Annotated in this window: 19 protein-coding genes; 9 read left to right on the top strand and 10 right to left on the bottom strand. The window is 64.2% G+C overall.

Annotation, left to right across the window (positions count from 1 at the left end):
- Positions 1-72: 72 nt before the first annotated feature.
- Complete coding sequence (locus K2O50_RS13815) at positions 73-981, top strand: hypothetical protein (protein ID WP_220689813.1); 909 nt, start codon at positions 73-75, stop codon at positions 979-981.
- Between the two features lie 156 nt (positions 982-1,137).
- On the opposite strand, the gene K2O50_RS13810 is transcribed toward K2O50_RS13815, so the two are convergent.
- A protein-coding gene (locus tag K2O50_RS13810; RefSeq protein WP_220689812.1) for an IS3 family transposase occupies positions 1,138-2,501 on the bottom strand; the annotation gives its coding sequence in 2 pieces (ribosomal slippage) (positions 1,138-2,036 and positions 2,036-2,501; 1,365 coding nt in all).
- Between the two features lie 796 nt (positions 2,502-3,297).
- Positions 3,298-3,936 carry a helix-turn-helix transcriptional regulator gene (locus tag K2O50_RS13805; RefSeq protein ID WP_050705701.1) on the bottom strand — a complete coding sequence of 213 codons (639 nt, stop codon included), beginning with the start codon at positions 3,934-3,936 and terminating at the stop codon, positions 3,298-3,300.
- Between the two features lie 227 nt (positions 3,937-4,163).
- Here K2O50_RS13805 and hisN point away from each other — a divergent pair, with 227 nt between their 5' ends.
- From hisN to K2O50_RS13790, 3 genes are all read left to right on the top strand, one after another.
- Complete coding sequence (gene hisN, locus K2O50_RS13800; RefSeq protein ID WP_050705702.1) at positions 4,164-4,955, top strand: histidinol-phosphatase; 792 nt, start codon at positions 4,164-4,166, stop codon at positions 4,953-4,955.
- Between the two features lie 111 nt (positions 4,956-5,066).
- Entirely contained in the window at positions 5,067-5,801 is a 735-nt protein-coding gene (locus K2O50_RS13795) for a hypothetical protein (RefSeq protein ID WP_050705703.1), read from the top strand.
- A gap of 238 nt (positions 5,802-6,039) precedes the next feature.
- Entirely contained in the window at positions 6,040-6,996 is a 957-nt protein-coding gene (locus K2O50_RS13790; RefSeq protein WP_220689811.1) for an AraC family transcriptional regulator, read from the top strand.
- 51 nt (positions 6,997-7,047) lie between these two features.
- Here the strand turns inward: K2O50_RS13790 and K2O50_RS13785 are convergent, their stop codons facing one another.
- Positions 7,048-7,746: a pirin family protein gene (locus K2O50_RS13785; RefSeq protein ID WP_050705705.1), complete on the bottom strand. Its 699-nt coding sequence runs from the start codon at positions 7,744-7,746 to the stop codon at positions 7,048-7,050.
- Between the two features lie 187 nt (positions 7,747-7,933).
- Between K2O50_RS13785 and K2O50_RS13780 the strand changes: the two genes are divergently transcribed.
- Positions 7,934-10,438: a UvrD-helicase domain-containing protein gene (locus tag K2O50_RS13780; RefSeq protein WP_050705706.1), complete on the top strand. Its 2,505-nt coding sequence runs from the start codon at positions 7,934-7,936 to the stop codon at positions 10,436-10,438.
- Between the two features lie 2 nt (positions 10,439-10,440).
- Here the strand turns inward: K2O50_RS13780 and K2O50_RS13775 are convergent, their stop codons facing one another.
- Positions 10,441-15,441: an NEL-type E3 ubiquitin ligase domain-containing protein gene (locus tag K2O50_RS13775; RefSeq protein WP_050705707.1), complete on the bottom strand. Its 5,001-nt coding sequence runs from the start codon at positions 15,439-15,441 to the stop codon at positions 10,441-10,443.
- Between the two features lie 223 nt (positions 15,442-15,664).
- Here K2O50_RS13775 and K2O50_RS13770 point away from each other — a divergent pair, with 223 nt between their 5' ends.
- Positions 15,665-16,087, top strand: coding sequence for a VOC family protein (locus K2O50_RS13770; protein ID WP_050705708.1), 423 nt, complete (start codon positions 15,665-15,667; stop codon positions 16,085-16,087).
- A 372-nt stretch (positions 16,088-16,459) separates the two neighbouring features.
- Here the strand turns inward: K2O50_RS13770 and K2O50_RS13765 are convergent, their stop codons facing one another.
- Positions 16,460-16,837 (bottom strand): MmcQ/YjbR family DNA-binding protein, encoded by a 378-nt coding sequence (locus tag K2O50_RS13765; protein ID WP_050705709.1) that lies wholly within the window; start codon positions 16,835-16,837, stop codon positions 16,460-16,462.
- Positions 16,830-17,732 (bottom strand): LysR substrate-binding domain-containing protein, encoded by a 903-nt coding sequence (locus tag K2O50_RS13760; RefSeq protein WP_050705710.1) that lies wholly within the window; start codon positions 17,730-17,732, stop codon positions 16,830-16,832. Before K2O50_RS13760 ends, K2O50_RS13765 begins: the two co-directional genes overlap by 8 nt.
- A gap of 133 nt (positions 17,733-17,865) precedes the next feature.
- Here K2O50_RS13760 and K2O50_RS13755 point away from each other — a divergent pair, with 133 nt between their 5' ends.
- Together K2O50_RS13755 and K2O50_RS13750 are read left to right on the top strand one after the other, a co-directional pair.
- Positions 17,866-18,477: an FMN-dependent NADH-azoreductase gene (locus K2O50_RS13755; protein WP_050705711.1), complete on the top strand. Its 612-nt coding sequence runs from the start codon at positions 17,866-17,868 to the stop codon at positions 18,475-18,477.
- Between the two features lie 147 nt (positions 18,478-18,624).
- Positions 18,625-19,674 (top strand): dienelactone hydrolase, encoded by a 1,050-nt coding sequence (locus tag K2O50_RS13750; RefSeq protein ID WP_050705712.1) that lies wholly within the window; start codon positions 18,625-18,627, stop codon positions 19,672-19,674.
- Here the strand turns inward: K2O50_RS13750 and K2O50_RS13745 are convergent.
- From K2O50_RS13745 to K2O50_RS13735, 3 genes are all read right to left on the bottom strand, one after another.
- Positions 19,633-20,814 carry an MFS transporter gene (locus K2O50_RS13745; RefSeq protein WP_050705713.1) on the bottom strand — a complete coding sequence of 394 codons (1,182 nt, stop codon included), beginning with the start codon at positions 20,812-20,814 and terminating at the stop codon, positions 19,633-19,635. The two genes, K2O50_RS13750 and K2O50_RS13745, sit on opposite strands and share 42 nt — an antisense overlap.
- Before the next feature lie 135 nt (positions 20,815-20,949).
- Positions 20,950-22,341 carry an APC family permease gene (locus tag K2O50_RS13740; protein ID WP_050705714.1) on the bottom strand — a complete coding sequence of 464 codons (1,392 nt, stop codon included), beginning with the start codon at positions 22,339-22,341 and terminating at the stop codon, positions 20,950-20,952.
- 132 nt (positions 22,342-22,473) lie between these two features.
- Complete coding sequence (locus K2O50_RS13735) at positions 22,474-23,289, bottom strand: AraC family transcriptional regulator (protein WP_050705715.1); 816 nt, start codon at positions 23,287-23,289, stop codon at positions 22,474-22,476.
- Positions 23,290-23,425: 136 nt separating this feature from the next.
- Here K2O50_RS13735 and K2O50_RS13730 point away from each other — a divergent pair, with 136 nt between their 5' ends.
- Positions 23,426-24,049, top strand: coding sequence for a LysE family translocator (locus K2O50_RS13730; protein WP_050705716.1), 624 nt, complete (start codon positions 23,426-23,428; stop codon positions 24,047-24,049).
- A 5-nt stretch (positions 24,050-24,054) separates the two neighbouring features.
- On the opposite strand, the gene K2O50_RS13725 is transcribed toward K2O50_RS13730, so the two are convergent.
- Positions 24,055-24,330, bottom strand: coding sequence for a peptidylprolyl isomerase (locus K2O50_RS13725; protein WP_008095636.1), 276 nt, complete (start codon positions 24,328-24,330; stop codon positions 24,055-24,057).
- Positions 24,331-24,367: the final 37 nt, after the last annotated feature.

The following is a 24,367-nucleotide window of genomic DNA, read 5'->3' as shown; positions in this document are numbered from 1 at the left end:
AGGGTTTATGGCAACGACATTTTTTTCACATCACCTTGCTAGCATCGCCAGCACTTTCACGGAGCTGAATCGATGATGCCTGTCCTGCGCAAACGTGCTGTCCGTCTTACCCTGGCCACCACCGTGGGCCTGGCGGCCTGTACCCTGGGCTTCTTCGGCTGGCAGTCCTTCTATCCGGTGCAGGCCGCCGAGGGCTGGAACGTGCAGGTGCTGCACAACTCGGTGACCCGGGCCGCTTCGCTGCTGCCCCAGGCCGACGGCAGCCTGCTGGTCAGCCGCGAGCTGAACGGCGGCAAGGGCAGCATCATGCGCATCACCGCCGAGGGGGATCGGGTGGTGGTGCTTGATCGTTTGTCCAAGCCCGACGGCATGGTTGCCGTCGAGGGTGGCTGGGCGTTCAGCCAGGAGGTAGGCGGGGCACCGGTCAGCGTTTCGCGCGATGGGCAAGTCAGCCAGCTGTTCGAGGGTAACAACGTGCAGGGCCTGTATAACGATGGCCAGCATCTTTATGCCATCGAAGACCGCAAGGGTGATGGCCGGTTGATGCGCTACGACTGGCGCAGCGGTGAACTCGATGTGCTGCGTGCGGGGCTGACCGAAACGGAAGGTCTGACCCGTTGTACCGATGGGCGGCTGTTATATACCGAGAAGGCCGCCGGCAAGGTTCGTGCGCTCAATGCCGAAGGTGCTGATCCAGTGGTGGTGGAGGGGCTGCGTAATCCAACGTTCCTGCTTTGTGACCAGCGTGGGCTTTGGATCAGCGAGGACTCGACTCATCGAGCGCGGTTGCTGCGTATTGATGGTGATGGTACTCGCCATACGGTGCTCAGCTATCTGAAGGCGCCTCAGGCTATTGTTCCGGATGGAAAGGGTGGGTATCTGCTTGCTGAGGGGGGGCGGGATCGGGTGTTGCGGTTGACTCCGCCGGTCGCGGCGAGAACGGCTCAGGCCGAAGCGTTACCTCGGGGACCTGGGGCCTGACCTGGGGCTTGTTGTTGTTGTTGTTGTTGTTGTTGTTGTTGTTGTTGTTGTTGTTGGGTAGTTTTGTAAGTTTTATGCGCATTCATTTGCGGTGGCGACGAGAAGTCACCTTTCCGTCCTTACGTGAACTGACCCCCGAAAGTTGGACGGGGTACGCTATGGGTTCAGCGCTTGAGTCCGAAATTGTACCGGGCTCAAGCCATTCAGTCTTAGACTTATACGTTCTTGATTGTAGTAGGCGATGTAGTCCTCTAGCCCTGATGCCAGTTGCTCAACACTGTCAAACGATTCCAGATAGAAAAACTCGCTCTTGAGTGTACCGAAAAAGCTTTCCATCGCGGCATTGTCCAGGCAGTTGCCCTTACGCGACATGCTCTGCTGGATTTCCTTTCCGCCCAGCATATGTCGATAAGCAGGCTGTCGATATTGCCAACCTTGATCGGAGTGCAATATCGGTTTGTCATCTGGGCTCAGCCGCTCGAAAGCTTGCTCCAACATCGTCGATACCATCTTGAACTCAGGGCGCGGATTGATCTGATAGGCAAGAATTTCGCCGTTGTACAGGTCCATCACAGGTGAAAGATACAGCTTCTGCCCTTTCACCTTGAACTCAGTCACATCGGTTACCCATTTCTGATTAGGGGCTTCCGCCTTGAATTCACGCTTGAGCAGATCAGATGCAACAAGCCCTTCGGAACCTCGGTAGGAGCGATATTTCTTCACTTTTACCAGGGATTTCAGATTCATCAACTGCATCAACCGCTGCACCTTCTTGTGATTGATCACTTCGCCGTGCCGCTCAAGCACTGCGGTGATGCGGCGATAGCCGTACCGCCCCTTGTGCTTGTGATAGAGGCTATTGATGCGCTCTTTGAGAACCGCATGCTTGTCGGTCACCAACGCTTTGCTTTGGTAATAGAAGGTGCTGCGTGCCAGCCCTGCCGCGCGTAAAAGCAGAGCTAGCCGATGCTCATGCCTCAATCCTTGGACGGTCTGCGCTTTCTTGATTGCGCAGTGCTGGGGTCCGCTTGGATCAAGGCATCGAGCTTTTTTAGATAGGCATTCTCCGCACGCAGATACTCCAGCTCTTCGAGCATCTGCTCAGGTGTCAGCTCGGTATCTGCAGGGGGAGCCGGGCTTATGCTGGGTTGTTTTGATGCTTTGCGGGGCATTCGGGATTCTCGGGCACGATGCGGGTGAAGTGCTTCTACTCCGCCTTCATCGTACAGCCTTTTCCACTGCCTGATGCTACTCGGACCTCGGATATCAAACTGTATGCAGGCTTGCTGGGCTGACAGTCCGCCTTGCTCGATGCACTGCAAAACCTTCAACTTGAACTGGGCGTCGTAGTGGCTGTACTTGGTAGTCAGACCTGCTGCGCCGTGTTGCTCATAGCCCTTTATCCAACGGCGTAGCAACGATGGACTCAGGCTATGCTTCAGTGCTACCTCATGAACACTCCGTGCAGAAAGGCACTCTTCGATGAGTGCTTGCTTGAGCGCTAGATTGTATTTCGTCATGGAACACCCTCCGGTTGGAGTCAGGCGTCCAACTTTCGGGGGTCAGTTCAACGGCGGGTAACTTTTTGAAGGATCAAAAAGTCACCAAAAAAACCTCGCTCCATTCATCCGTCCCGCTCGTGGCGGGATTCCCTCACTCCGGCCTTGCTCCCGGGAGGACCGCGCTGCAGGGCCCATCCTGGGCCCCAGCGCTTGACGGGCATCCATGCCCGTCACCTCCCTCCGCAAGGCCTGCGTTCGGCCTCCTGAAGTCGCGAAGTTACGGGCGGCGCCTGGACTGGTGCAGCTGTCGCTAGTTGGAACTTAATTAATCTCTCGATCGTATCGCGGGGCAAGCCCGCTCCCACGCGATAGTTGCCGTTATATATATAACCCTGTAGGAGCGGGCTTGCCCCGCGAAGGGGCCGGAACAGCAAATATATAAATAACGGTCAAACAACTAACTTCGCATCTCTTGCTCTTGCTCTTGCTTCTAAGCGCGCAATAGTCCAGGCGCCACCAATTGCGACTTCAGGAGGCCGAGCGGAGTTCTTGCGTAGTGGGGCGACGGCCATGGATGGCCGTCGAGCGCTGCGCCCCAGGATGGGGCGTACAGCGCGGTACCCACGGGAGCAAGAACGGAGCGAGGGAACCCCGGAGCGCAGCGTAGGGGCCGGATGAACGGAGCGGAACGGTTTTGCCTACTTTTCCCTAGAGAAAAGTAGGTCGCCGTAAAGGCGAAAAGGTGACTAAATGTCGACATCAACTACGAATGCGCATACAAAAACCAAAACAATCACCAAGGAACCAGAGCCCCCTAACCATACATCCACCTCATCAACGAATGCCGCCCACTGATCCCCAACTTGATCGCCGCCCTGCGCAGGTAGCTCTCCACCGTATTGACCTTGAGCCGCAATTGCTCGGCCTGCTGCGGCGCCGTAAGCCCGGCCAGCAACCCCTCGCACACCTGCATCTCCCGGTGCGACAGGCTGATCCCCGTCTGTCGCAGCCGTTCCATAAACCGCTGCTCGACGCTGTCGAGGTCCACCGGTCCAGAAGCGGCCGGCTGCAAGGCATTGATGTGCTTCTCCAGCATAGGCAGCAGCAACGGCGAAATGTCTTCGAGCCGGCTGCGTTCGGTCGCCGAGAAGCCAACCCGCGGGTCAGCCCGCAACACCGTGATCTCGTAGCGGTAACCATCCTTGCGCCGCGCCAGGTGCAGGCGCGCAGGGTCGTCGAAGTCTTCGCCCGAATCGCCGGCACTGAACACCGTCTCGCTGATCAGCGTCGCGTCCGGGCGGGTGGCGCAAACCGGGTCGCGCAACTGGCGAATATGCGTGGCGTCGATGGTCAGGTGGGTCTGGATCAGGTCGTGCAGATGCCGCGGAAAATGGCGGCTGCCGGTACTGGCTATGACTTTGCCGATCTGCGGAAAGAGCAAGTGCGAATTCATCGTGTCATCCATGATAAGCGGTGGAACGAAGGCCTGCGCGCGCCAGTGACCAGCGTCCTTGACTGCCGGCGGGGCCGTTGAAGCTGCTTGCTATCCTAGTACAACGAGTGAGTGACGGTTAAATGAAGCAGGAATAATGGCATAACAATATCATTGATGCCGCCGGAATCCGCCTCATCGTGTAGTCGGGTATGATGCCGATCCTTTCCAATCACGAGGCCCGCCCCATGTCCCTGAGCGCTGACCAGATCGTCGAATTCCGCCATTTCGCCGAACAGCTGGCCGATGCCGCCGCCACCGCGATCCAGCCGTATTTTCGCGCCAGCCTGGATGTCGAGGACAAGGGCGGACGCCTGTACGACCCGGTGACCGTCGCTGACAAGGCCGCCGAAGAGGCCATGCGCCAGCTGATCCAGGCCCGTTATCCGGCCCATGGCATCCTCGGCGAGGAGCAGGGCACCGCACAGGGCAGCAGCCCGTTGACCTGGGTGCTCGACCCGATCGACGGCACACGTGCCTTCATCACTGGCCTGCCGCTGTGGGGCACGCTGATCGCCCTCAACGATGGCGAGCACCCGGTGGTCGGTGTGATGAACCAGCCGTTCACCGGCGAGCGCTTCATCGGCACCCCACAAGGCGCATGGCGCGGTGACACGCCGCTCAAGACCCGCGCCTGCGCCGACCTGGCTTCAGCCACGCTGATGTGCACCACCCCCGACATGTTCGATACCCCGGCGCGCAAGGCGGCCTTCGAGTCGGTCGCCGGCAAGGCGCGGCTGATGCGCTACGGCGGTGACTGCTACGCCTACTGCATGCTGGCATCGGGGTTCGTCGATGTGATCGTCGAGGCGAGCCTGCAGCCGTACGACGTACAGGCGCTGATGCCGATCATCGAAGGGGCGGGCGGCGTCATCACCGCCTGGGACGGCAGCTCGGCCCAGGACGGTGGCTGCGTGGTGGCCTGTGGCGATCCGGCGCTGCATGCGCAGGTGCTGGAGATGTTGCGTCACGCCCTGTAAGGCCGCGCACCGGCAATCGGCCTGGCCATCGCACTTTTTCGCATTTGTGCGTTCTATGCATGGCCAGGCCCCGCCGATCCCCGGCAGGGCCGACGACCCCCACCGGTGCCGATGGCCGTACGACGACTCATCCAGTTTCCCCGCTGTCTACTACTGGCCGGCAGTCTGGCGTGCCTGGCCGCCTGCACCCAGCAACAGGGGCGTGACATGCTGACCCAGTTCGGCAACGGCAAGCCGGACGAGCTGTTCCAGACCAGTGTCGATCGCATGGCGACCCTGGCCATGCGCGACAACCTGCAAAGCCTCTACCTGCTGATGAACAAGCTGTACCTGCGCAACCCCAGCCAGTGGAAGCAGTCCGGCTACCTTGACGCCACCACGGCGGCGCGGCAGATTCGTATCGCCATCGAGCAACGCCAACCCTTGCCGCAACTGGGCGAGCGCCGTGACCTGACCGCCCTGAGCTACGCCCTGAGCCCTGAATTTCGTGGTGATCGGGTAGGCGCGTTCATCTACGCCATCGGCAGCATGCTGGTCACCGCCCATGGCGGACGCACCGAGTTCTACATGACCGACACCCTCGATCCGTTGTTCATCAACAACGCCGCCCGCAACATCGAGAAGGCCACCTGGATGCTCAGCCAGCGCCAGGATGCCAACGGCGTGCTGCTGCTGTTCTCCAACGAGATCACCGAGCAGGGCAGCAACCTGAGTTTTGCGGTGGAGTTCGGCAAGGTCGTCGCCCGCCTGGACCTGCTGGCGCAAATGCTCGATGAGCGCTACCGGAGGATCGGCCTGAACTACGCGCAGAGCCTGCTGCTGATGAATTTCCTGCCGGTGCAATGAGCCGTGTTCGCTGATCGAACAAGCTGATCCGCGCACTGTCCGCTGTCCGCCCGGCGTTTGTCGCCTGCGCATTGCCCAGACCCCGGGTTTTTGCTTAGTGTGGGCCTTGCCAGCCGACCGTCACCTGCCCCGACACACCCTGGGCTGCTGGATAGAATGACCGTGAACGACCACCTGCGCACCTCCCGGGTAGCAGCGGGCGGCGCCCATAACAATAACGATGGCGAGTGCCTTGTCCATGGAAAGCCGCCTGCTGAGCGAGCAAAGCTGCGTGTTCCACCATGCCGACCCTTATGCCGTGTCCGACTACGTGAACCGGCATGTGGGCCAGCACCATATCGGCCTGTCCCGCACCACCCACCCCCAGGCCAGCCTCAGCCACCGCAAGTTCGCCGAACTGGACCTGTGCCGGATCAGCTACGGCGGCAGTGTGCGGGTCACCTCGCCGGCGCTGGAAACCATCTACCACCTGCAGGTGCTGCTCAACGGCAACTGCCTGTGGCGCGGGCATCAGCGCGAACACCACCTGGTGCCGGGCGAGCTGTTGCTGATCAACCCGGACGACCCGGTGGACCTGACCTATTCCGAGGATTGCGAGAAGTTCATTCTCAAGGTGCCGGTGCGCCTGCTCGACAGCATTTGCGACGAGCAGCGCTGGCAAAGGCCCAGCGGCGGCGTGCGCTTCCTGCGCAACCACTACCGGCTGGAGGAACTGGGCGGCTTTCTCAATCTTTTGGGCATGATCTGCAACGAAGCCGAAGTGAGCGGCTCGTTGCCGCGAGTACAGGGACATTACAGCCAGATCATCGCCAGCAAGCTGCTGACGCTGATGAGCACCAACGTGCGCATGGAGACGCTGAGCGGGGCGGGCGCAGGCCTGGAGCGGATCCTGGACTACGTGGAGCGCAACCTCAAGCTGGAAGTGAGCGCCGAAGCGCTGGCCGAGCAGGCGAACATGAGTGTGCGCTCGTTGTATGCGCTGTTCGATCGCCATCTGAATACCACGCCTCGGCAGTACATCCGCCAACGCAAGCTGGAGCGCGTGCAGGCCTGCCTGAGCGATCCCAGCTGCGCGGTGCGCAGCGTGACCGAACTGGCGTTGGACTACGGCTTCCTGCACTTGGGGCGGTTTTCCGAGAGCTATCGCCAGCGTTTCGGTGAGTTGCCGTCGGCAACGCTCAGGCGGCGAGGCTAGCGAAGCAACACGGGACAAACCCAAGCGGGCTTGTCCCGTGTTCGAGATGGATCAGGCTACATCCACCAGCACGATCTCGCTGTCCTGCAGCGCGGTCACCTTCACCACCGTCTCCTGCTCGATCGCCACGCCGTCGCGCGCCTTGGCCTGCAGCCCGTTCACTTCGACCAGGCCTTTGGCTGGGACCAGGTAGCCACGGCGACCTTCATCGAGCCGGTACTCGGCGCTTTCCCCGGCGCGCAGGGTGGCGGCCACCAGGCGGGCGTCGGTGCGGATGCGCAGGCTGTCCTCATCGCCCTCGCGGCCGCTGGCCAGGGTCACGAAGCCCTCGCCGCGTTCGCCTTTGGGGAACGGTCGGGTACCCCAGGACGGCGCGTCGCCGACCTTCTCGGGAATGATCCAGATCTGGAAGATCCGCGTGTCGACCTTCTCCAGGTTGTATTCGCTGTGGACAATACCGCTGCCGGCACTCATCACCTGCACGTCGCCGGCCTCGGTACGGCCCTTGTTCCCCAGGCTGTCCTGGTGGGTGATGGCACCTTCGCGTACGTAGGTGATGATTTCCATGTCGCGGTGTGGATGGGGCGGGAAGCCGGCGCCGGCGGCGATCAGGTCGTCGTTCCAGACCCGCAGGTTGCCCCAGTGCACACGCGCCGGATCATGGTACTCGGCGAACGAGAAGTGATGGTGGGCGTCCAGCCAGCCGTGGTTGGCGTGGCCAAGGCTCTCGAAGGGTCGCAGTTGCAGCATGGTGATGCTCCTCTGATTCGGTGGAATGGGGCCATGATGCGACTTTGATAGATCGATAAAAAGCGTAAATATCGGCTTTATATAATTTGATTATTCGATATATGTTTATGCGAAACAGCATGCGTTTCATCGCCTAATTCCCTGATCCATAAGCATTCGCTGGCACTTTTGCGCGGATGAGGCGAACATGCCCGCTGTTTCGATTTTCAATGGAGTGACCGTGCCTCACGAGCTTCCCCAGGCCCCGGCCGACCTGACCCCGCCCGCACAGCTGCCCTGGCTGCGCCGCCTGGCGGCCCGCCTGCTAGGGCGTGGCCTGTCGCGACTGCAGGCACAACACCGCGACTCCTGGTTCCTGGGCCACGCTACCGGGCAACGCAACGGCCATGCCGATGGCCTGCGCGAAGGCTATGAGCGGGGCCGGGTGGATGGCTATGAGGCCGGGCGCCAGGTCCTGGTGATCCGTGATACCCGTCCCGAGCACGTTGCCGTGCCGGGCCAGGACGACAACCTGTTCGACGACTGGCGCCTGCCGCTGACCACCGAGCTGAAGAAGCGCTTCAAGGCCGACGTCGCCCAGCGACTGCCCGCCGAGGCGCAACCTAGTGCGGCGCAATGGAAGCTGGTCTTCAGCGACACGCCATCCACCTGCGTGGTGGCCGGTGCCGGGGCGGGCAAGTCGACCTCGCTGGTGCTGCGCATCCTGTTGCTGCGCCACTACCTGGGCTTTGAACTCGATGCCCTGACCGTGGTGACCTTCACCCGCGAGTCGCGAAAGGACTTCATCCAGCGCCTGCTGCAGGTGTTCGCCCTGTGGCAGGTCGAGCTGTCGCCAGCCCAGGGTCGCGAGCTGGTGCGCACCTTTCACTCGCGTATCCTGCCACTGGTGCGCAGCTTGCCGGGCTTTGCCCAGGTGCGGGCGTTCGAGACCCTGGGCAGCGAGATGCCTATCGGGGGCGAGGCCAGCGCCGACAGCAACCCGTTCGACCTGCGCCTGAACGACGGCCAGCGCCAGCAACTCAACCTGTGCTACCGCGACCTGATGGGCCAGAGCCCGCGTTTTGCCCAGTTGATCGGTGCCCTGCGCCAGGAAGCCCTGCTGCTCAAGCCGCTGGATCCGGATCACCCGGACGTGCAGAAGCGCGTCCAGGTGACCCAGTTGGCGGCCCAGCGCGACGAGGAACTGTGCGATGTGATCGAGGACCTGTGGTTCGCCGCCGGCGCCTGGCCGATCAAGGGTATCGAGCCGTGCCGGGAAACGGTGCAGATCCGCGGCAGCCGCTTTCATGTGCACGGCCGCCTGGAAGGGCTGGATGCCTGGGTGGTGCTGGGCTTCGACCCGGCCGAGAGCGGCCAGTACCAGCGCCCTGGCGCCAAGCTGGCGGTGCGTGCGGAATGGGCGGTTAAGCGCACCTTGCTTCAAGCTTTCTGCGGTAAGCCATTGATATGGCTTGATAACTACTCATCGGCAAAGCGCCTGGCGGCGTCCTTGGCGGGTGATGCCGTGGCGGGCCCGGGCTTCGAGTACAAGGTCAAGGGTGAGCTGGCCCCGGCACCGTTGCTCGACGCCTTCGTCACCGCGGCAAGTTTCATCGAGAACCTGGGCCTGGACGTCAATGCGGCGGTGGCGGCCATGAGTTTCCCGTCCGGCGACACCGACGCGGCCTTCTTCGAAGCCCTGGCCCTGTACTGGAAGGCGCTGGAGGCGCACCTGCTGGCCCAGTCGCCGCCGGTGATGACCTACAACCGCATGTTCGCCCTGTTCGGCGAGAACAACCCGGAGAACCTCGGGCTGTTGCCTGATCCGTTGCTGCGCCCCCTCGCGCATCTGATGATCGACGAGTTCCAGGACGTCTCCCCGCAGATCGTCAGCTGGCTGCGGGCAAGTCTGGCCGAGATCCGCCGCCGTGGCTCGGCCCTGCATGTCGGGCGGGTGGCGCAGCATTCGTCGCTGATGTGTGTGGGTGATGACTGGCAGTCGATCTACGGCTGGCGCGGCAGCTCGCCGAAGTACTTCATGGAGTTCACCAAGACGTTCCCGTCACCCGCCAACACGCGGGTGATGCTGGTGGAGAACTACCGCAGTCACCAGCACATCATCGATGCCGCCGAGCACCTGGTCAAAGGCGCGCCGGCCATCACCGGCAAGAAGGCCAGGGCAGCGGGGCTTGCCGCCGAGCTCCCGCTCGCGCCGGTAAGGGTCTTCGATCGGGACGAGGCGGCATTGGCCGAGACCGTCATCGAACACTATGATCGAGGCGAAACAATCATGATGCTGTTTCGAAAAACAAGCGATAAGTTACTGATAGAACAGTATTTGTCTTCGATTATTAAAGTCGATTCTAGCTTGCCGCCCGACCAGCGCCGCCTGCGCCAGCTGACCTATCACAGTGCCAAGGGGCTGCAGGCCGACGCGGTGTTCATGTTGGGCGATTGCCAGTATCTGACCAGCTCGCCGTACAAGAACCAAGTCTATCGCCAGGCCGGCCTGGGCAAGCCGGGCGACGCCCAGGCGTTCGACACGGCGCAGAAGGAAGAGGTGCAGCGCCTGGCCTATGTGGCGGTGACGCGAGCCGTCCGGCATTGCTACTGGCATGTGGAAAAGGCCAGCAGCGAGGCCGCCGCCCAATCGCGCGCGTCGAGTCAGGTGCAGGGCCGGCAGGCCTTCTTCGAAGACCTGCGCGGCCAGTAGGTTCAGTCGTTGGGGTCGCGGCGCGTGGTCAGGCGCAGGTAAAGGGCGTCTTCGTCCGCTTCCAGGCCCAGGGCCATGCGGTTCATGCCGGCGATATAATGCTCGCTGGTGATGGCCTGGCGCAGGGGTTGGCCATCTTCGCCCAGAGGACTACGGTCCAGCGCCTGGGTCAGGGCCTCGACTACCGTGGGGTCCAACGTGCCGTCCAGTTCATTGCCTTCGAGGTAATCCACGCCGACGTCCCAGCGGCGCCTGAGCGAACCGAAGCGGGAACTGAACTCCCGGCGCAGCAGACGGCGCCAGGTCGGGTGACGGGAAATCCATTGGCGACGCGAGTCTGCGCTGGCGTCTCGTGTCTCGACCTCGTCATGTACCGCGTCCTCGGTCCACGCAGAGACTTCGGCGGTTTGGCGGTAAAGCATCTCTTGCTGGGGTTCGGGGAAATCGAGACGCCTCGACAAGCGCGTACGCAGGGCCAGGCGGATCTCGATCAGATCCAGGCCTTCGCCCAGGCCGTTGTGCAACACGTCGTCCGGCAGCGTATCGAAGCGATGCAGGGCCGGCAGCGCAGGCCTGGTGCCGCGTTCGCCCAGCGGCCGGGCTTGCCAGGCGTCCAAGACTCGCAGTGCGTCGCGCCGCGCCAGCCGCGCGTTGTACAGGTCCTGTGCCAGGGCATTTACCTGATCACGCCGGAACAGGCGTCGGAAGAACTGGAACAGCCGTGGCGTCGCAGTCTCCATGCCTTCGGCTTCATCGTAGACCATGACTTCGGTCTGGAGCGTACCGAAGCCATCGGCACCGGCATCGCCGCAGCTGACCGGGAATGCGGCGGCCACCTCGTTAAGTCGCTTGCGCAGGCGGCTGCTGGCAGCTGCCCGGTCAAGCAGCATCCAGACCTGACGGGCAAACGCCCTGGGCTGACGCAGCGCACTGGCCGACATGCCGACCTGTTCGACCACATCACGCAGGCAGGCATTGCGGTCTCTTTCAAATAGTGCGTTCCAGGTGGCTTGCTGCCTCTCGCTGGCGTTGCTCAGCCAGTTGAAGCGCGGCGATGGAGCGGGCTGGGGGGCCGCGATCGCTTCCTCTTCGACGGAGGCGCCAATGACTCTCAGGCTTTCACGGGTGTTTTCATCTAAAGAGTTGTAATTGAAGCGCCAGCGATAGTTGGGACGTCTTGCCAGCAGATGTCCGAAATAGGGTGAGTTCAAGAGATTTTCGAAATCGGGGACCTGCCCGATGCGATTCATGCTCAGGTCCACTTCGCGCAGCATGCAGGGGGTGCGCTGCATCAAGGTGCTGAGTCCGGTGGGCCACTGCTGAAGCTGGCCGCTGTCCAGGCGCAGGGTGGCCAGGTTTTCCAGGCCGCTCAGGTCTGGGCTGAGGCCCAGCGGATTCGAGGTCAGGTGCAAGTGCCGCAGTTCGCGCATTGAGCGGAACGCGCCCGCCATGTCCGCATCCAGCGCAATGCGGTTGGCCCGCAAGTCCAGGTTCTCCAGGCGCAGGCCTGCGATCATCTGCAGGTCCGCCAGGGTGAGGGTCAGACGGTTACGAGGTATTTCCAGGCTACGAAGATTGGTCAGTGCCGGCAATACTTCGTGGGCGATGGCTGGCAACTCACCCAGGCGCGCACCGCTCAGACGCAGTTCCCGCAGCTGCGGGGCATTGCGCAGCGCTTGCAGGACAGATATGCCGCTTAGTTGCGGGCTGCTACGTACATCGACGCGCCGCAATGACGGGAAAGCCTGCAGGAAATCGGCAGGCATCTCGATCACGTTCAGGTTCTCCAGCTCCAGCGTGGTGATATGGTCGAAGCGTGTCGAAAGCGGCGGCAGCGCATCGAGGGCAATGTTGGACAGGTAGAGTGTCTCGCCATCCAGACGCTGCCAGGCCCGGATCAGCCGGTCGGCGGTCGTGCTGTAGTACGCGCCGACTTCCTCGCCCCAGTCGTTGGCGCCTGCGCTAGCCCAGGTGCCGAGCTGTTCGCGCAGTACCGCCAGTTGAGCGCGCAACACCTGAATCTGCTCGGTCGCGCTACCTCTGGCGCGCAGGGTACCCAGCAGCTGTCGGATCTCGCGCCCCGTGAGCCCGGGGTACAAGGCATGCAGCTCGCGCTCGGCGCGAGAGGCGAATATCCCGGGACTCAGAGGGTAGCCATACCTACCATCACCCAGCCGCATTGGCGAGCGAAAGCCGGTGGACATGGGTTGCTGGCCAATCAGCCGGGCGGCGGCGGAGCGGTCGGCGAGTGCCGCGTGATAGCGCTGCTGCGCGGACCATTGCGGATGGCGTGCCAGCAGGTTGTCGCTGATGATCTGGCTATCGGTGTTGGCCAGGCTGTCGCGGTACAGACCGAGGATGGCCCGGTCCAGTCGCACGCGGGCTTGCAGTAGCCGAGCTTCCTCGGCAATGCGCAGCGGGACCCGGCCTGCAAGCAGGCTGTCGCGTTCGGCGGTATTAGCCTGGCCGACCAATTCGTCAAGTGCCTGCAGGGGCAAGCTAGAGAACTGCCGGCCGATGGCTGAAGTTACAGGGGAGAGTAGCTTGGACTGGGTGTTGTAGAGGCTGTTGAACAGTGACGATCGCTTTGTGCCCAAGCGGTCGGCCATCAGCGTCTGCAAGGCCTGTTGGCGGTGCTCGTTTGCTGTACCTTCGGGCAGCAGCGCCACAACCATTTCTTCCTCCAGGTTTTCCAGGACGATCCGGGCCAGGTCACCGTTCTCCAGGTCGCTTCGGGTCAGCTGGATGACCGTGTCACCGAGGCGGTTGCGCCCATAGCGGGTGGCGCTGCCCATCGGTTCGGCGCCATCGAACACTTCCAGCACCACATCCTCGGGCCAGCCGGGCAGTTCGCCGAGCACGCTGATGGCGAACTGTTTGTAGGCGGCCAGCGGACGACCCTGGCGGGTGCGGGCGATGATGTCGTCGGCGGTGCTGTCGGCTTTCAGTCGTCGCAGGGCGTCCTCCAGCAGTGGCGGAGGGCGCTTGCCATCGACGTGGACCTGCTCCAGCACGCCTCGTTCCAGTCCGCTGCTGTCGAGTGCGGCCAGCAGGTCGTCATCGCTCAACCCCTTGCAAAGTGGGCCGAGACGGCGCATCAACTTGAGCCGGGGCCATTCCTGCGGCCGCTCGTGCGCCATGCGCCAAGCTCCTTTGCCATTGCCAAGCAAACGTGGCTGGTAGGCCTTGGGGTCTTGCGGATGGCGGATTCGCCAGTCCCCCGCGGTATCTTTGCGGACCTCGTGGAGGGTGTCGTCCAGCTCCACGAAATGCCGGTCGCCATACTGCAGGATGCCTTGGTCGTCCGGCTGCAGCTCGTTCGGCAGTTCGACCTGACTGCGGTATGGCTCAAGCTGCGGATGCCATAGTCGCTCCTCACCATCAAGCCAGAGACTTTCCGTCCAGTCGACGAATCCCGAGGCCTTTGCCAGCTTGGCGACGCCGGCGATGGCGACCACGCTTCCGACGTTGATGAGCAACGACTCGACCTGGCTCACGGCCTGGGCGTTGTCACCTTCGGACCAGGCTTCGAACGCGTGGAAGATGCTGCCCATGATCTGGTACGCCCCCACGGCCAGCATGGCGACGTCCAGGCCGGGGACGAACATGGCCGCCACTCCCAGCAGGGTCAGGCCGCGCTCGCCCCACAACATCAGGCGCTCGCGCCGGGCCTTGGCGTCGATGTCCGCCGTTGGTACCGCCACGCCGCGAGCGTCGTCCTGCAGGCGTTGCACATGGTCGTTGAACAGCTTGGGCCACACCGGGAAGGCAATCGCGGTTTCATGAACCGCCAGCGCCGGGAAGCGGACGGGGCGCGGAGCCGATGGGTCATCTGTTTCGCTTGTGGCCTCTTGTCCATGCCAGGGGTGCGTGCCGGGCTCGGTCTCGGCAAAGGCGGGGGAAGGTGTCTCGAGGGGGATCACCTCGGCCCGGGGGCCTTCGAACAGCCTGGCCTTGAGTTTTCTCGCCATCTCGGGGCGATCCTTGAGGGCGACATGTTCCAGAAAGCGTTCTCGATAGTCGGGCTCAAGCAGCCGGCGGCGCAGGTACCGACCTAGGGCCAGCAGGTTGATGAACTCCTGTACCGGCCGATCATCGTCGAAGGGCAGGTAGACGATATAGGGCGGATTGGACTGGTCGTTGGCAGCCAACAGCCACAGGTCGTGCAGTTGGATGCCCAGCATGCTCAAGGTTCGTACCGAGGCCATTGCCGTCCCAAAGCGCGGCGCTTGGTCGGTTGCGCAGAGTTGGCGCAGGGCCTGGAGGCCATCATCTGTCAGGTACCCACGCATATGGGCGATCAGCGCCTGTACGGCAAGCTCATCGCGTCGGGCCTGGGCCCACAGCTGTTGCAGCACACCCTTGCGCGTACCGCCATAGATACCTTGCAGGTGCTGCTGATAGCGTTTGCCCAGGTCGAGCGCACGGCAGTGGCTGACGAAGGTGCTGGTACTCAGCCCGGGGATCGAGGTGCTGTCGTCGACGCTGGCTTGCAGGGTGCTGAAGGGGCCGACCTCGGCCATGCCTTCGAAATTGTGCAGAGCGGCTTCGAGCAGGCTGGTGAGGGTGGCGGTGCCGGACGGCAGCTCGGTCAAGATCGGAGGGTTAGGTATGTCATGGGACGCCCCCGGGTCGGGGATGCCTCCTTCCTGGACCTGCATGAAGGGTTGCTGCTTGAACTGCGCTTCAGTCATGGACACCTGGACACCCAGTCGCGCCTTCAGCAAAGGTTCACAGAACTCGGTAATGCCCTGCAGCCCCTGCAAGGCCTTGGCCAGCGCCTTGCTGCTGGTCGTTCGCTGCCTGATGGCCTCGCGCAGCTCGGTCTGGCGGACAGGGGATGCCTGGACGAACCAGTCCGCGAACTGTCCGTCCGGCTTGACATGCTCCCGGTGTGCCCGGCGCAACAGCCTTTGCGCGTGGGATGGATGCAGGTGCCTGGTCCAGCCCGGCAGGCTGCGCAGGATCTGTTGCTGGTGGTAGGGAGGATCGATGCTGTGCATGGTCGCACTCCAATAAGGGGGAGCGACTATTCAAGAGCAGGGGGCAGCGCCTCGGGTGGTACATAATTGAGTCTGCCACCAGGGCGATGACTGACACGTCCGAGGCCGTTTGGCCCACAGCACCTGCGGCGGCTCCACCGTCGGCCATTGACGGCGACGGCCTAAGGTCAGCCGGCGGGGACGCTGCTATGGTCTAGACAAAGCCTGAACGTGGAGCACTGCCATGCCAGCTTTCACCATCCTGCATATCGACCACCTGGTCCTGCGCGTCAGCGATCTGCAGCGCAGCCTGGCCTTCTACCATGAACTGCTTGGCTGCCCGGTGCGCAAGCGCCGGGATTCGCTGGGGATGATCCACCTGGGGGCCGGTGACGGTCTGATCGACCTGGTGGCGGTCGACGGCCCGCTGGGGCGCGAGGGTGGCGCGGCGCCCGGCTCGAGCGGGCACAATGTCGATCATTTCTGCCTGCGCATCGAGCCGTTTGATGAATCGGCGCTGAGTACAATGCTGCGCGAGGCTGGGGTAAGGGTCGAGGCCGCGGAGAAACGTTATGGGGCTGAAGGCGAAGGGGTCTCGCTGTATTGCTATGACCCTGATGGCAATCGGGTCGAACTCAAGGGGCCGCCGTTGGGTAGGAAGTTTTAGAGCCAGGCTTTTCAAGGTCTTTGGGCGCTGGGGCTGTTGACCGAGTGAGGGCCACCAAGTGTCCGTCGCAACCCTTGCAGCGCCTATCAGATCGAGCGCCGCCCGCGCGGCGCATCGCGACGCAAGGCCGCTCCTACATCTGTTTCGGGCCAGTGAGTCCTGTGCCATTACCTGGTACGCCTTGTTGGTCCGACGCGCTCTCAGCGTAGACACCACTGCCGCTCCACCTGTCTCAAGACATGTACCAAGGCGGGCAACCATGGCCTGACAGGTTCGGCACGTTGCAACAAATGTAGGAGCGGCCTTGTGCCGCGATGCGCCGCGCGGGCGGCGCTCGATTTGACAGGCACTGCAACTACAACGTCGAGCCCCCTAAGGAATCTCGTCCGCCCCGATCAGCAACCCAACCTGCTGACGCTTGGGCAACCGTCGCACCACCAGTTGATGCGACCGACGCAGCAGGTCGCTCAGCTCGTCGCGGCCCATGGGGTAGGGCGGCAGCATGCTGATCCACTTCGCCCGCGCCAGGTAGGGCGCCGGGCGAATGCCGGGGCGGTCGCAGTAGCCGAGGAACAGCTCGTCGGCCACCTTGAACGACAAGCCGGCGCCGCCCAGGTCCTGCACGGCGAACATCTTGTTGCCGGCCACCGAGAATACCCGGATGCCGCCCCATTTGTAGTCTTCCTGCGCCCCGGGCAGGGCCAGGCACAGCGCCGCCACCTGATCCTCGGACAGCCTTTTCTCAGACATAACGCTCTCCACAGGCCTCGAACGAGACCGCCAGATGATCGATCCACGCGCGTACCGCCGGCAGCAGGCCGCGGCGGTGTGGGTAGACCGCCTGCAGGTAGCCGCCGGGCAGCGACCAGTCTGGCAGCAGGCGCACCAGTTCGCCACGGGCCAGCTCCTCTTCGCAGAACATCGATGGCAGGGCGGTGAAGCCCAGGCCCGCGCGCACCGCGGCGTTGCGCACGACGAAGTCGTCGATGGCCAGCCGTGGCTCAAGGGCAACATCCTCCTGGCGGCCGTGGGGCCCATGCAGACGGAAGTGCACCAGGCGGTCAGCCTCGGCCGCGCCGAGTACCGGCAGACTGGCCAGCTCGGCGGGTTCGCGGATATGGTCGGCGAAGCCCGGCGCGGCCACCAGTTGCATCTGTGCCTGGCGCAGGCGCCGGGTGACCAGCGCCGGGTCTTCGTCGCCCAGGTCGCGCACCCGCAGGGCCACGTCGATGCCTTCGGAGATCAGGTCGACCCGGCGGTTGAGCAGCACCATGTCCAGCTGCACCAGGGGGTACTGGCTGAGAAAGCGGCTGACCACATCCGGTAGGAAGGCGTGAGCCAGGGCCACCGGGCAGGACACCCGCAGGCGGCCGCGGGGCTCGCTGGACATGCTGGCCACCACCTCGTCGGCCATTTCCGCCTCCAGCAGCATGGCCTGGCAATGGTTCAGGTAGCGCTCGCCCACGGCGGTGAGCTTGAGCTGGCGGGTGGTACGCTGGAGCAGGCGGGTGCCCAGGCGCTCCTCCAGCTCGGCGATGCGCCGCGACAGGCGCGACTTGGGGATGCCCAGCTGGCGCCCGGCGGCGGCAAAGCCACCGGCTTCGACCACCCGGGCGAAGTAGAAGAGGTCGTTGAGGTCTTGCATTTGACAGTCTCATTGTTCCATCAGTGGAACAAACTAACGCGTTTTTACCGACTTATCAGCTATTCGATGTGCCGATAGGATTGCTCCCATCGTGATCGCCCACCGCCGCGGTCTTCATTCACAGGAGAGTCCCATGAAACTGTTGCATATCGATTCGAGCATCCTGGGCGACAATTCCGCCTCCCGCCAGCTGAGCCGCGAAGTGGTCGAGGCCTGGAAAGCTGCCGACCCGAGCCTCGAAGTGGTCTACCGCGATTTGGCTGCTGACGCCATCAGCCACTTCTCCGCCGCCACCCTGGTCGCCGCCGGCACCCCGGAGGAGATGCGCGACGCTGCCCAGGCCCACGAGGCCAAGCTGAGCGCAGAGACCCTGGAAGAATTCCTCGCCGCCGACGCCGTGGTGATCGGCGCGCCGATGTACAACTTCACCGTGCCGACCCAGCTCAAGGCCTGGATCGACCGCGTGGCGGTGGCCGGCAAGACCTTCCGCTACACCGAGGCTGGCCCTGAAGGCCTGTGCGGCGACAAGAAGGTGATCCTGGTGTCCACCGCTGGTGGCCTGCACCATGGCCAGCCTACCGGCGTCGGCCATGAAGACTTCCTCAAGGTGTTCCTTGGCTTCATCGGCATCACCGACCTGGAAATCGTCCGTGCCCATGGCCTGGCCTACGGTCCGGAGCACCGTGCCAAGGCCATCGACGCCGCCCAGGCGCAGATCGCCGGTGAGCTGTTCGCCGCCGCCTGATCGCACTGCGTACCCAAAGCCGACTGCCGCCCAGTGCGCCAGTCGGCTTTTTTCATCCAGTTTTCATGTGCCGCCGGCGAGCCGGGTTCTATGCTGGCATCCATACCCGAGTGCCGCGCAGTGCCCTGAGACAAGGAGTGCCCTGCGATGAAACGAACCCGCATGCTGATGGCGTTGTTGCTGCTCGGCGGCCTGTTGGCCCGCGCCGACGCGGCGCCGTGGGTGGCCGGGTTGCATCGCTTGACGCTCACTGACCCGGTGGACGCCCGGCCCATGCAGGCGCTGGTGTTCTACCCCTCCAGCGGCGAAGCGCGCCCGGTGCGCATCGAGGGCTACCAGACCCGTGTCGCCGAAGAGGCGCCGGTAGCCATGGGCCAGTTCCCGCTGCTGGTGATCTCCCACGGCAACACCGGCAGCCCGATGGCCTTGCATGACCTGGCCAATGGCCTGGCCCGCCAGGGTTTCGTGGTGGTGGCGGTAGTCCACCCCGGCGACAACAATCGCGACCATAGCCGCCTGGGTAACCTGAGCAACCTCTATGGCCGGCCACTGCAGATCAGCGCCGCGATCACCGCGGCGCGCAACGACAGGCTGCTCGCGCCGTATCTGAATGACGGCAAGGTCGGAGTGATTGGTTATTCCGCCGGCGGCGAGACCGCGCTGATCCTGTCCGGCGCACGGCCCGACCTCGAACGCCTGCGCCGCTATTGCGAGCAACGCCCCACTGACGCCGACGCCTGCAAGACCCATGGAGTGCTGATTGCCGACCACAGCGAGTTGGCGCCCCGCGCCGACCCCCGGGTGGGCGCGGTAATGCTGATGGCGCCGTTGAGCCTGATGTTCGGTCGCCACGCCCTGGCCGGCGTGCAGGTGCCGGCGCTGATCTACAGCGGTGACAATGACCAGTTGCTGGCCTTGGAGCACAACGCCGATGCCCTGGCGCGCAAGCTGCCGGTCACGCCCGACTACCGCCTGTTGGCCGGTGCCGGACACTTCGTGTTCATGGCCCCCTGCGACGACGAGCAGCATCAGCGCATGCCAGTGCTGTGCAAGGACGCCGAGGGCGTCGACCGTCGGCATATCCATCGTTCGCTGCGCAGCGAGACCACCACCTTCTTCAGCCAGGCCCTGGGCGCTCCGGAGCCCGCCGAACGTTCAGCCGCGGCGGGCCAGCAGCAGGGTCAGGCCCACCCCTGACAGGGCGAGCAGTGCGGCGACGCAGAAGATCGAGGCATACCCCAGGTGCACCGCCACCGCGCCCATCACCGGTCCGGCGATGGCCAGCGCCAGGTCGAAGAACACTGCGTAGGCGCCCAGCCCGGCGCCACGGCTGCTGCTGGGCACCTGGCGGATCGCCTCGACGCCCAGGGCCGGGTACACCAGCGACAGGCCGAAGCCGGTCAGCCCGGCACCGACCATCGCCCACAACGGCGACGGCGCCAGCCACAGCAGGGTCAGCCCGAGCACCTCGGTGGCCATGCAGGCGATGGCCACGTTGTAGCCGCCGAAGCGGTTGACTGCATTGACGAACAGCAGCCGCGACAGGATGAAGCACAGGCCGAAGGCGCTCAGGCACCAGGCGGCGCCGATCCAGCCCCGTTCGAGGTAGTACAGGGTGACGAAGGTGGTCAGGGTGCCGTAGCCGATCGACGCCAGGGTCAGCCCCACGCCACAGGGCGCCACGCGGCCGAACGCCGACCAGAACGGCAACCGTTCGCCGCGCCCCACCACCACGTCCGGCCGCGTGCGCAGCACCAGCAGGGCCAGCAGCGCCAGGCCCAGCAGTGCCGGCCCGAGCACGGCGAAGCTCAGGCCATCCACCAGCAGCACGCCAGCGGGCGCGCCGATGGCGATGGCGCCATAGGAGGCGATGCCGTTCCAGGAAATGACCCGCGCGGTATGCTCCGGCCCCACCTGGCCGATGCCCCAGCTCAGCGTCGCGACACCGATCAGCCCCTGGGCGACGCCCAGCAACAGCCGGCCGCCCAGCAGCAGCGCCAGGCTCAGCCAGGGCAGGGCGAGGGCCCAGGCCGAGAGCAGGGTCAGCACGCCGCAGCCGGCGATGCCGTAAAGGCCGTAGCGGATCGCGCGCTTGCCGCCGAGGGTGTCCGCCACCCGTCCGGCGAAGGGCCGGCTGAGCAGGGTGGCCAGGTACTGCAGGCCGATGGTCAGGCCGGCGATCACCGCGCCGAACCCCAGCTGGTCGTGCACATGGCCAGGCAGCACCGCAATTGGCAGGCCGATGCAGAGGAAGGCGATGAAGGTGTAGAAGACGATCGAGAGGATCTGCCGGGTGATGCTGGAGCGGGTGCCTTGGGCAGGTTCTTGCGCTGTCATGGGCTCGTTCGCGGGTGGGCGGTTGGGCGTACGGGCATCATGGCCGTTGTCCGGCGCAAAAGGAAGCAGGCTAACGAATCTTTCGCGGGAAAGCGCCACCCCGAAAGGTGGCGTGTGGCTTCCTGCCGCCAAGGTCTACAGCGCCTCAGGCTTGAACAGCGGCTTCTTCATCACGCCCTTGATCCACGCGACGGCGATCAGCGACACCACCGCCAGCACCACCCCCGCCGTACCGAAGATCTTCAGGCTCATCTCGGGGCTCGGCGAGGCATTCCAGATCGCATACAGCATCCCGCCGATACCGAATAGCTGCGGCAGTGGATAGCACGGTGTGCGGAATGGCCGTGGCAGGTGCGGATAGCGCTGGCGCAGGGCGATCACATCCAGGTGTACGATGATGTACGCCAGCAACCAGGCCAGCGCGGCGGCCAGCAGCAACAGGTTGATCGCCGCGGCGTCCTGGCCCATCAGCAGGATCGGTAGGCCGGTGATCGCCGCGACGAACAGCACCGCCACCCAGGGCGTGCGCGCCCGCGGGCTGAGCTGCTTGAACTGGGGGAATGCCTGGCCGTTGCAGGCCATGCCGTAGAGCATGCGCGGGATGGCCGCCAACGAAGTGTTGAGGGTACTGCAGGTGGCGGTCACCGCGGCGATCACCAGGAATACTTCGCCGGTCTTGCCGAACACCGTGGTGGCGAACAGGTAATGGGGCAGGGCGTCGCTGCTCAGCGCTTCGCGGGGCACCAGGAACAGCGCACCCAGGCCATACAGGCCGATGGTGGCGAAGATCACCGTCAGGCCAATGATCATCGAGCGTGGGATGTTGCGCTCGGGCTTGCGGGTTTCCTCCACCAGCGAGCAGACGAACTCGGCGCCGACGAAGCCCCACACGGCCATGGCGGTCAGGGCCAGCACCCCGACGCCCATGGGGTTCCAGTCGCCCTGCAGCAGGGTGCTGGTGACCCCTTCGGCATGCCCTTCGCTGATTGCGGCCACGCCGAGGATCAGCAGCACGATCACCATGACCACGGCCATGGCGCTCTGCAGCTTGGCGAAGATGTCGATGCCCATCAGGTTGAGGGCGGTGAACAGCGCGAGCACGCCAAAGGCCACCGAGTACTGCGGGAACACCCCGGGGTAGACCTTGCCGACGATCAGGTCGAGCAACAGCAGCTCGGCCGACAGGGCGAACATGGCTACCACCACGTAGCCGGAAAAGGTCGCCAGGATCGCCGGGAAGTGCCCCAGCGCCACTTCGGTGTAGCTCGACAGGCTGCCGGCGCGCGGAACAAGCAGGGCCAGTTCGGAGAAGGAAAAGGCATAGCTCAGGGCCAGCAGGTAGGCCAGCCCCAACGGCACGATGAAGCCCAGACCGGCGGCGCCAACCCCTTGCAGCATCATCACCATCACCCCTTGCGACACCACCAGGCCGACGGCCACCGCCAGTAGCGACCCCAGTCCCAGGACCCGGCGAAAGCCGGCTTGATCGTGCTGCACGCTGGCAGGCACGGACGCACTTGCACTCATGACAGTTCCCCGCTCGTTGTTGTTGTAGTTGCGCCAGATACTCGGACAGGTTGCGGGGCGGGGAAATTAGTAAATATGTGGTTGGTGCAGAGGAAAAAGCTGGGGTGGCCGGGGCTACGCCGTCACGATCCTCTATGGACGCGCGGTACGGTAGGTTCCTGGGGTGATCCCGGCATGCGCCTTGAATACCCTTTGGAAATGGCTCTGGTCGGCAAAGCCCAATCGGTAGGCAACCTCCGCCAGTGCCTGGCCCTCGCGCAGCATTTGCCGTGCCTTGTTCACTCGCGCATTGACCAGGTAGGCATGGGGCGTCATGCCGGTGGCGGCGCCGAAGGCACGGATCAGCTGGTAGCGCCCCATGCCCGCCAGCCTTGCCAGAGCGTCCAGGCTCAACTCGGCCAACGTCAGCTCCCCGGCATGGGCCAGCAGGTCGCGCAGTGTCGAAGGCGGCAAGGGTGGCGCGGGTAGCAGCTGCGGATGGAGGGAGAAGTCGTTGTCGCCAAGAAAGGCCACCAGTGCTGTCTCCTTCTCGAACACCGTAGCCTGGGAAAACAGCAAGGCGTTCAGCGCGCAGAACTGCCGGTACAGCGGCGCCAAGCGACTGACCCGGGCCGCTGCGCCGGGCTGGGCGGCGGCAATGCCCGACTCCAGGCACAGGCCATGCAACCAGTCGGTGTCCAGGTGCAGCATCTGGTAGCTCCAGGCCTGCCCGGTTTCGGGGTTGCAGGCATGCACCCGCTGGGCCGGCACGAACACCAGGGTACCCGGTATCAGGCGCACCTGCCCGGCGCCGGCCCCGGTGAAGCGGCTCTGGCCGGCATCCACCGCGCCGATGGAAAAGCTCGGGTGGCTGTGGGCCTTGTAGCAGGCGCGGCTGTGGCAGGCGCGTCGGCTCTCGACATAGGGCAAGGCCGGATCGTGCCAGATTTCGCTACTCGAAAGGGGCATGTCGAGGGAGCCTGGAAATGGACGCAGGGCGCCAGTCTAGCGTCTACCTACTGTTCCGGCCATTTGCCACGCCACTGTGCTTGACGCGCCTGCTCGCCGAACGCGACGCTGCGACGGTCCCCGCTGGAGAAGAATAATGGACCTGTCGAGCCTGCTGCTGTTCATTCCCGCCTGTTTCGCCTTGAACATGGCGCCGGGCCCCAACAACCTGCTGTCCCTGCATAACGCCAGCCGCTACGGCCTGCGCACCGCCTGCGTGGCCGGGGGCGGGCGCCTGATCGCCTTCAGCGGCATGATCGCCCTGGCCGCCATGGGCCTGGCCGTGGTGCTGCATACCAGCGAATACCTGTTCCTGGCGATCAAGGTGCTGGGTGCGGGCTATCTGTTCTACATCGCCTGGCAGCTGTGGCGGGCGCCGGTCGGCGAGGCGGCGGTGGCCGGCGAGCAGCCGCGCGGCACCTGGAAACTGGCGCGCCAGGAGTTCTGGGTGGCGGCGGGCAATCCCAAGGCCATTCTGATCTTCACCGCCTTCCTGCCGCAGTTCGTCTCGGTGGGCAGCGCCACGCCGGTGAGCGAGCAGTTCCTGCAACTGGGCGTGCTGTTCCTGCTGCTGGAGTGGGCGGCCATCGCCATTTACGCCGGGCTTGGCGCCTACCTGCAGCGCTGGTTCGAGCGGCCCGGGCCACGGCGGCTGTTCAACCGAATCAGCGCGTCGCTGCTGGGCTGCGCCGGCATCGGCCTGCTGGCCGCCCGGCGCTGAGGGGGTCAGTCGCGGTAGAAGGTCTGCACCAGGTGATAGCCAAACTTGCTCTTGATCGGCCCATGCACCACGCGCAGGGGCTTTTTGAAGATTACCTGGTCGATGGCGCCTACCAGCTGGCCCGGGCGCACTTCGCCCAGGTCTCCGCCGCGCTTGCCGGATGGGCAGGTGGAGAACTTCTTCGCCAGCACGTCGAAGGCCTCGCCGTTGGCGATGCGCTGCTTGAGCTTTTCGGCTTCGTCAGCGGTCTTGACCAGGATATGGCGGGCTTGGGCTTTCATGGGCTTACCTGTGCTTCGGGGCAAAAGGTCGACATTA

The sequence above is a fragment of the Pseudomonas sp. 2hn genome (assembly GCF_019646095.1).
In the GTDB taxonomy this organism is placed as follows: domain Bacteria; phylum Pseudomonadota; class Gammaproteobacteria; order Pseudomonadales; family Pseudomonadaceae; genus Aquipseudomonas; species Aquipseudomonas peradeniyensis.
The sequence above is the reverse complement of the archived record's forward strand: the minus strand, read 5'-3'. Positions and strand labels throughout refer to the sequence as shown.

Coding starts and splice junctions, on each gene's coding strand:
- K2O50_RS13815 (WP_220689813.1), top strand. CDS start 73: ATGATGCCTGTCCTGCGCAAACGTGCTGTCCGTCTTACCCTGGCCACC.
- K2O50_RS13805 (WP_050705701.1), bottom strand. CDS start 3,936: ATGAATTCGCACTTGCTCTTTCCGCAGATCGGCAAAGTCATAGCCAGT.
- hisN (WP_050705702.1), top strand. CDS start 4,164: ATGTCCCTGAGCGCTGACCAGATCGTCGAATTCCGCCATTTCGCCGAA.
- K2O50_RS13795 (WP_050705703.1), top strand. CDS start 5,067: ATGGCCGTACGACGACTCATCCAGTTTCCCCGCTGTCTACTACTGGCC.
- K2O50_RS13790 (WP_220689811.1), top strand. CDS start 6,040: ATGGAAAGCCGCCTGCTGAGCGAGCAAAGCTGCGTGTTCCACCATGCC.
- K2O50_RS13785 (WP_050705705.1), bottom strand. CDS start 7,746: ATGCTGCAACTGCGACCCTTCGAGAGCCTTGGCCACGCCAACCACGGC.
- K2O50_RS13780 (WP_050705706.1), top strand. CDS start 7,934: ATGCCCGCTGTTTCGATTTTCAATGGAGTGACCGTGCCTCACGAGCTT.
- K2O50_RS13775 (WP_050705707.1), bottom strand. CDS start 15,441: ATGCACAGCATCGATCCTCCCTACCACCAGCAACAGATCCTGCGCAGC.
- K2O50_RS13770 (WP_050705708.1), top strand. CDS start 15,665: ATGCCAGCTTTCACCATCCTGCATATCGACCACCTGGTCCTGCGCGTC.
- K2O50_RS13765 (WP_050705709.1), bottom strand. CDS start 16,837: ATGTCTGAGAAAAGGCTGTCCGAGGATCAGGTGGCGGCGCTGTGCCTG.
- K2O50_RS13760 (WP_050705710.1), bottom strand. CDS start 17,732: ATGCAAGACCTCAACGACCTCTTCTACTTCGCCCGGGTGGTCGAAGCC.
- K2O50_RS13755 (WP_050705711.1), top strand. CDS start 17,866: ATGAAACTGTTGCATATCGATTCGAGCATCCTGGGCGACAATTCCGCC.
- K2O50_RS13750 (WP_050705712.1), top strand. CDS start 18,625: ATGAAACGAACCCGCATGCTGATGGCGTTGTTGCTGCTCGGCGGCCTG.
- K2O50_RS13745 (WP_050705713.1), bottom strand. CDS start 20,814: ATGACAGCGCAAGAACCTGCCCAAGGCACCCGCTCCAGCATCACCCGG.
- K2O50_RS13740 (WP_050705714.1), bottom strand. CDS start 22,341: ATGAGTGCAAGTGCGTCCGTGCCTGCCAGCGTGCAGCACGATCAAGCC.
- K2O50_RS13735 (WP_050705715.1), bottom strand. CDS start 23,289: ATGCCCCTTTCGAGTAGCGAAATCTGGCACGATCCGGCCTTGCCCTAT.
- K2O50_RS13730 (WP_050705716.1), top strand. CDS start 23,426: ATGGACCTGTCGAGCCTGCTGCTGTTCATTCCCGCCTGTTTCGCCTTG.
- K2O50_RS13725 (WP_008095636.1), bottom strand. CDS start 24,330: ATGAAAGCCCAAGCCCGCCATATCCTGGTCAAGACCGCTGACGAAGCC.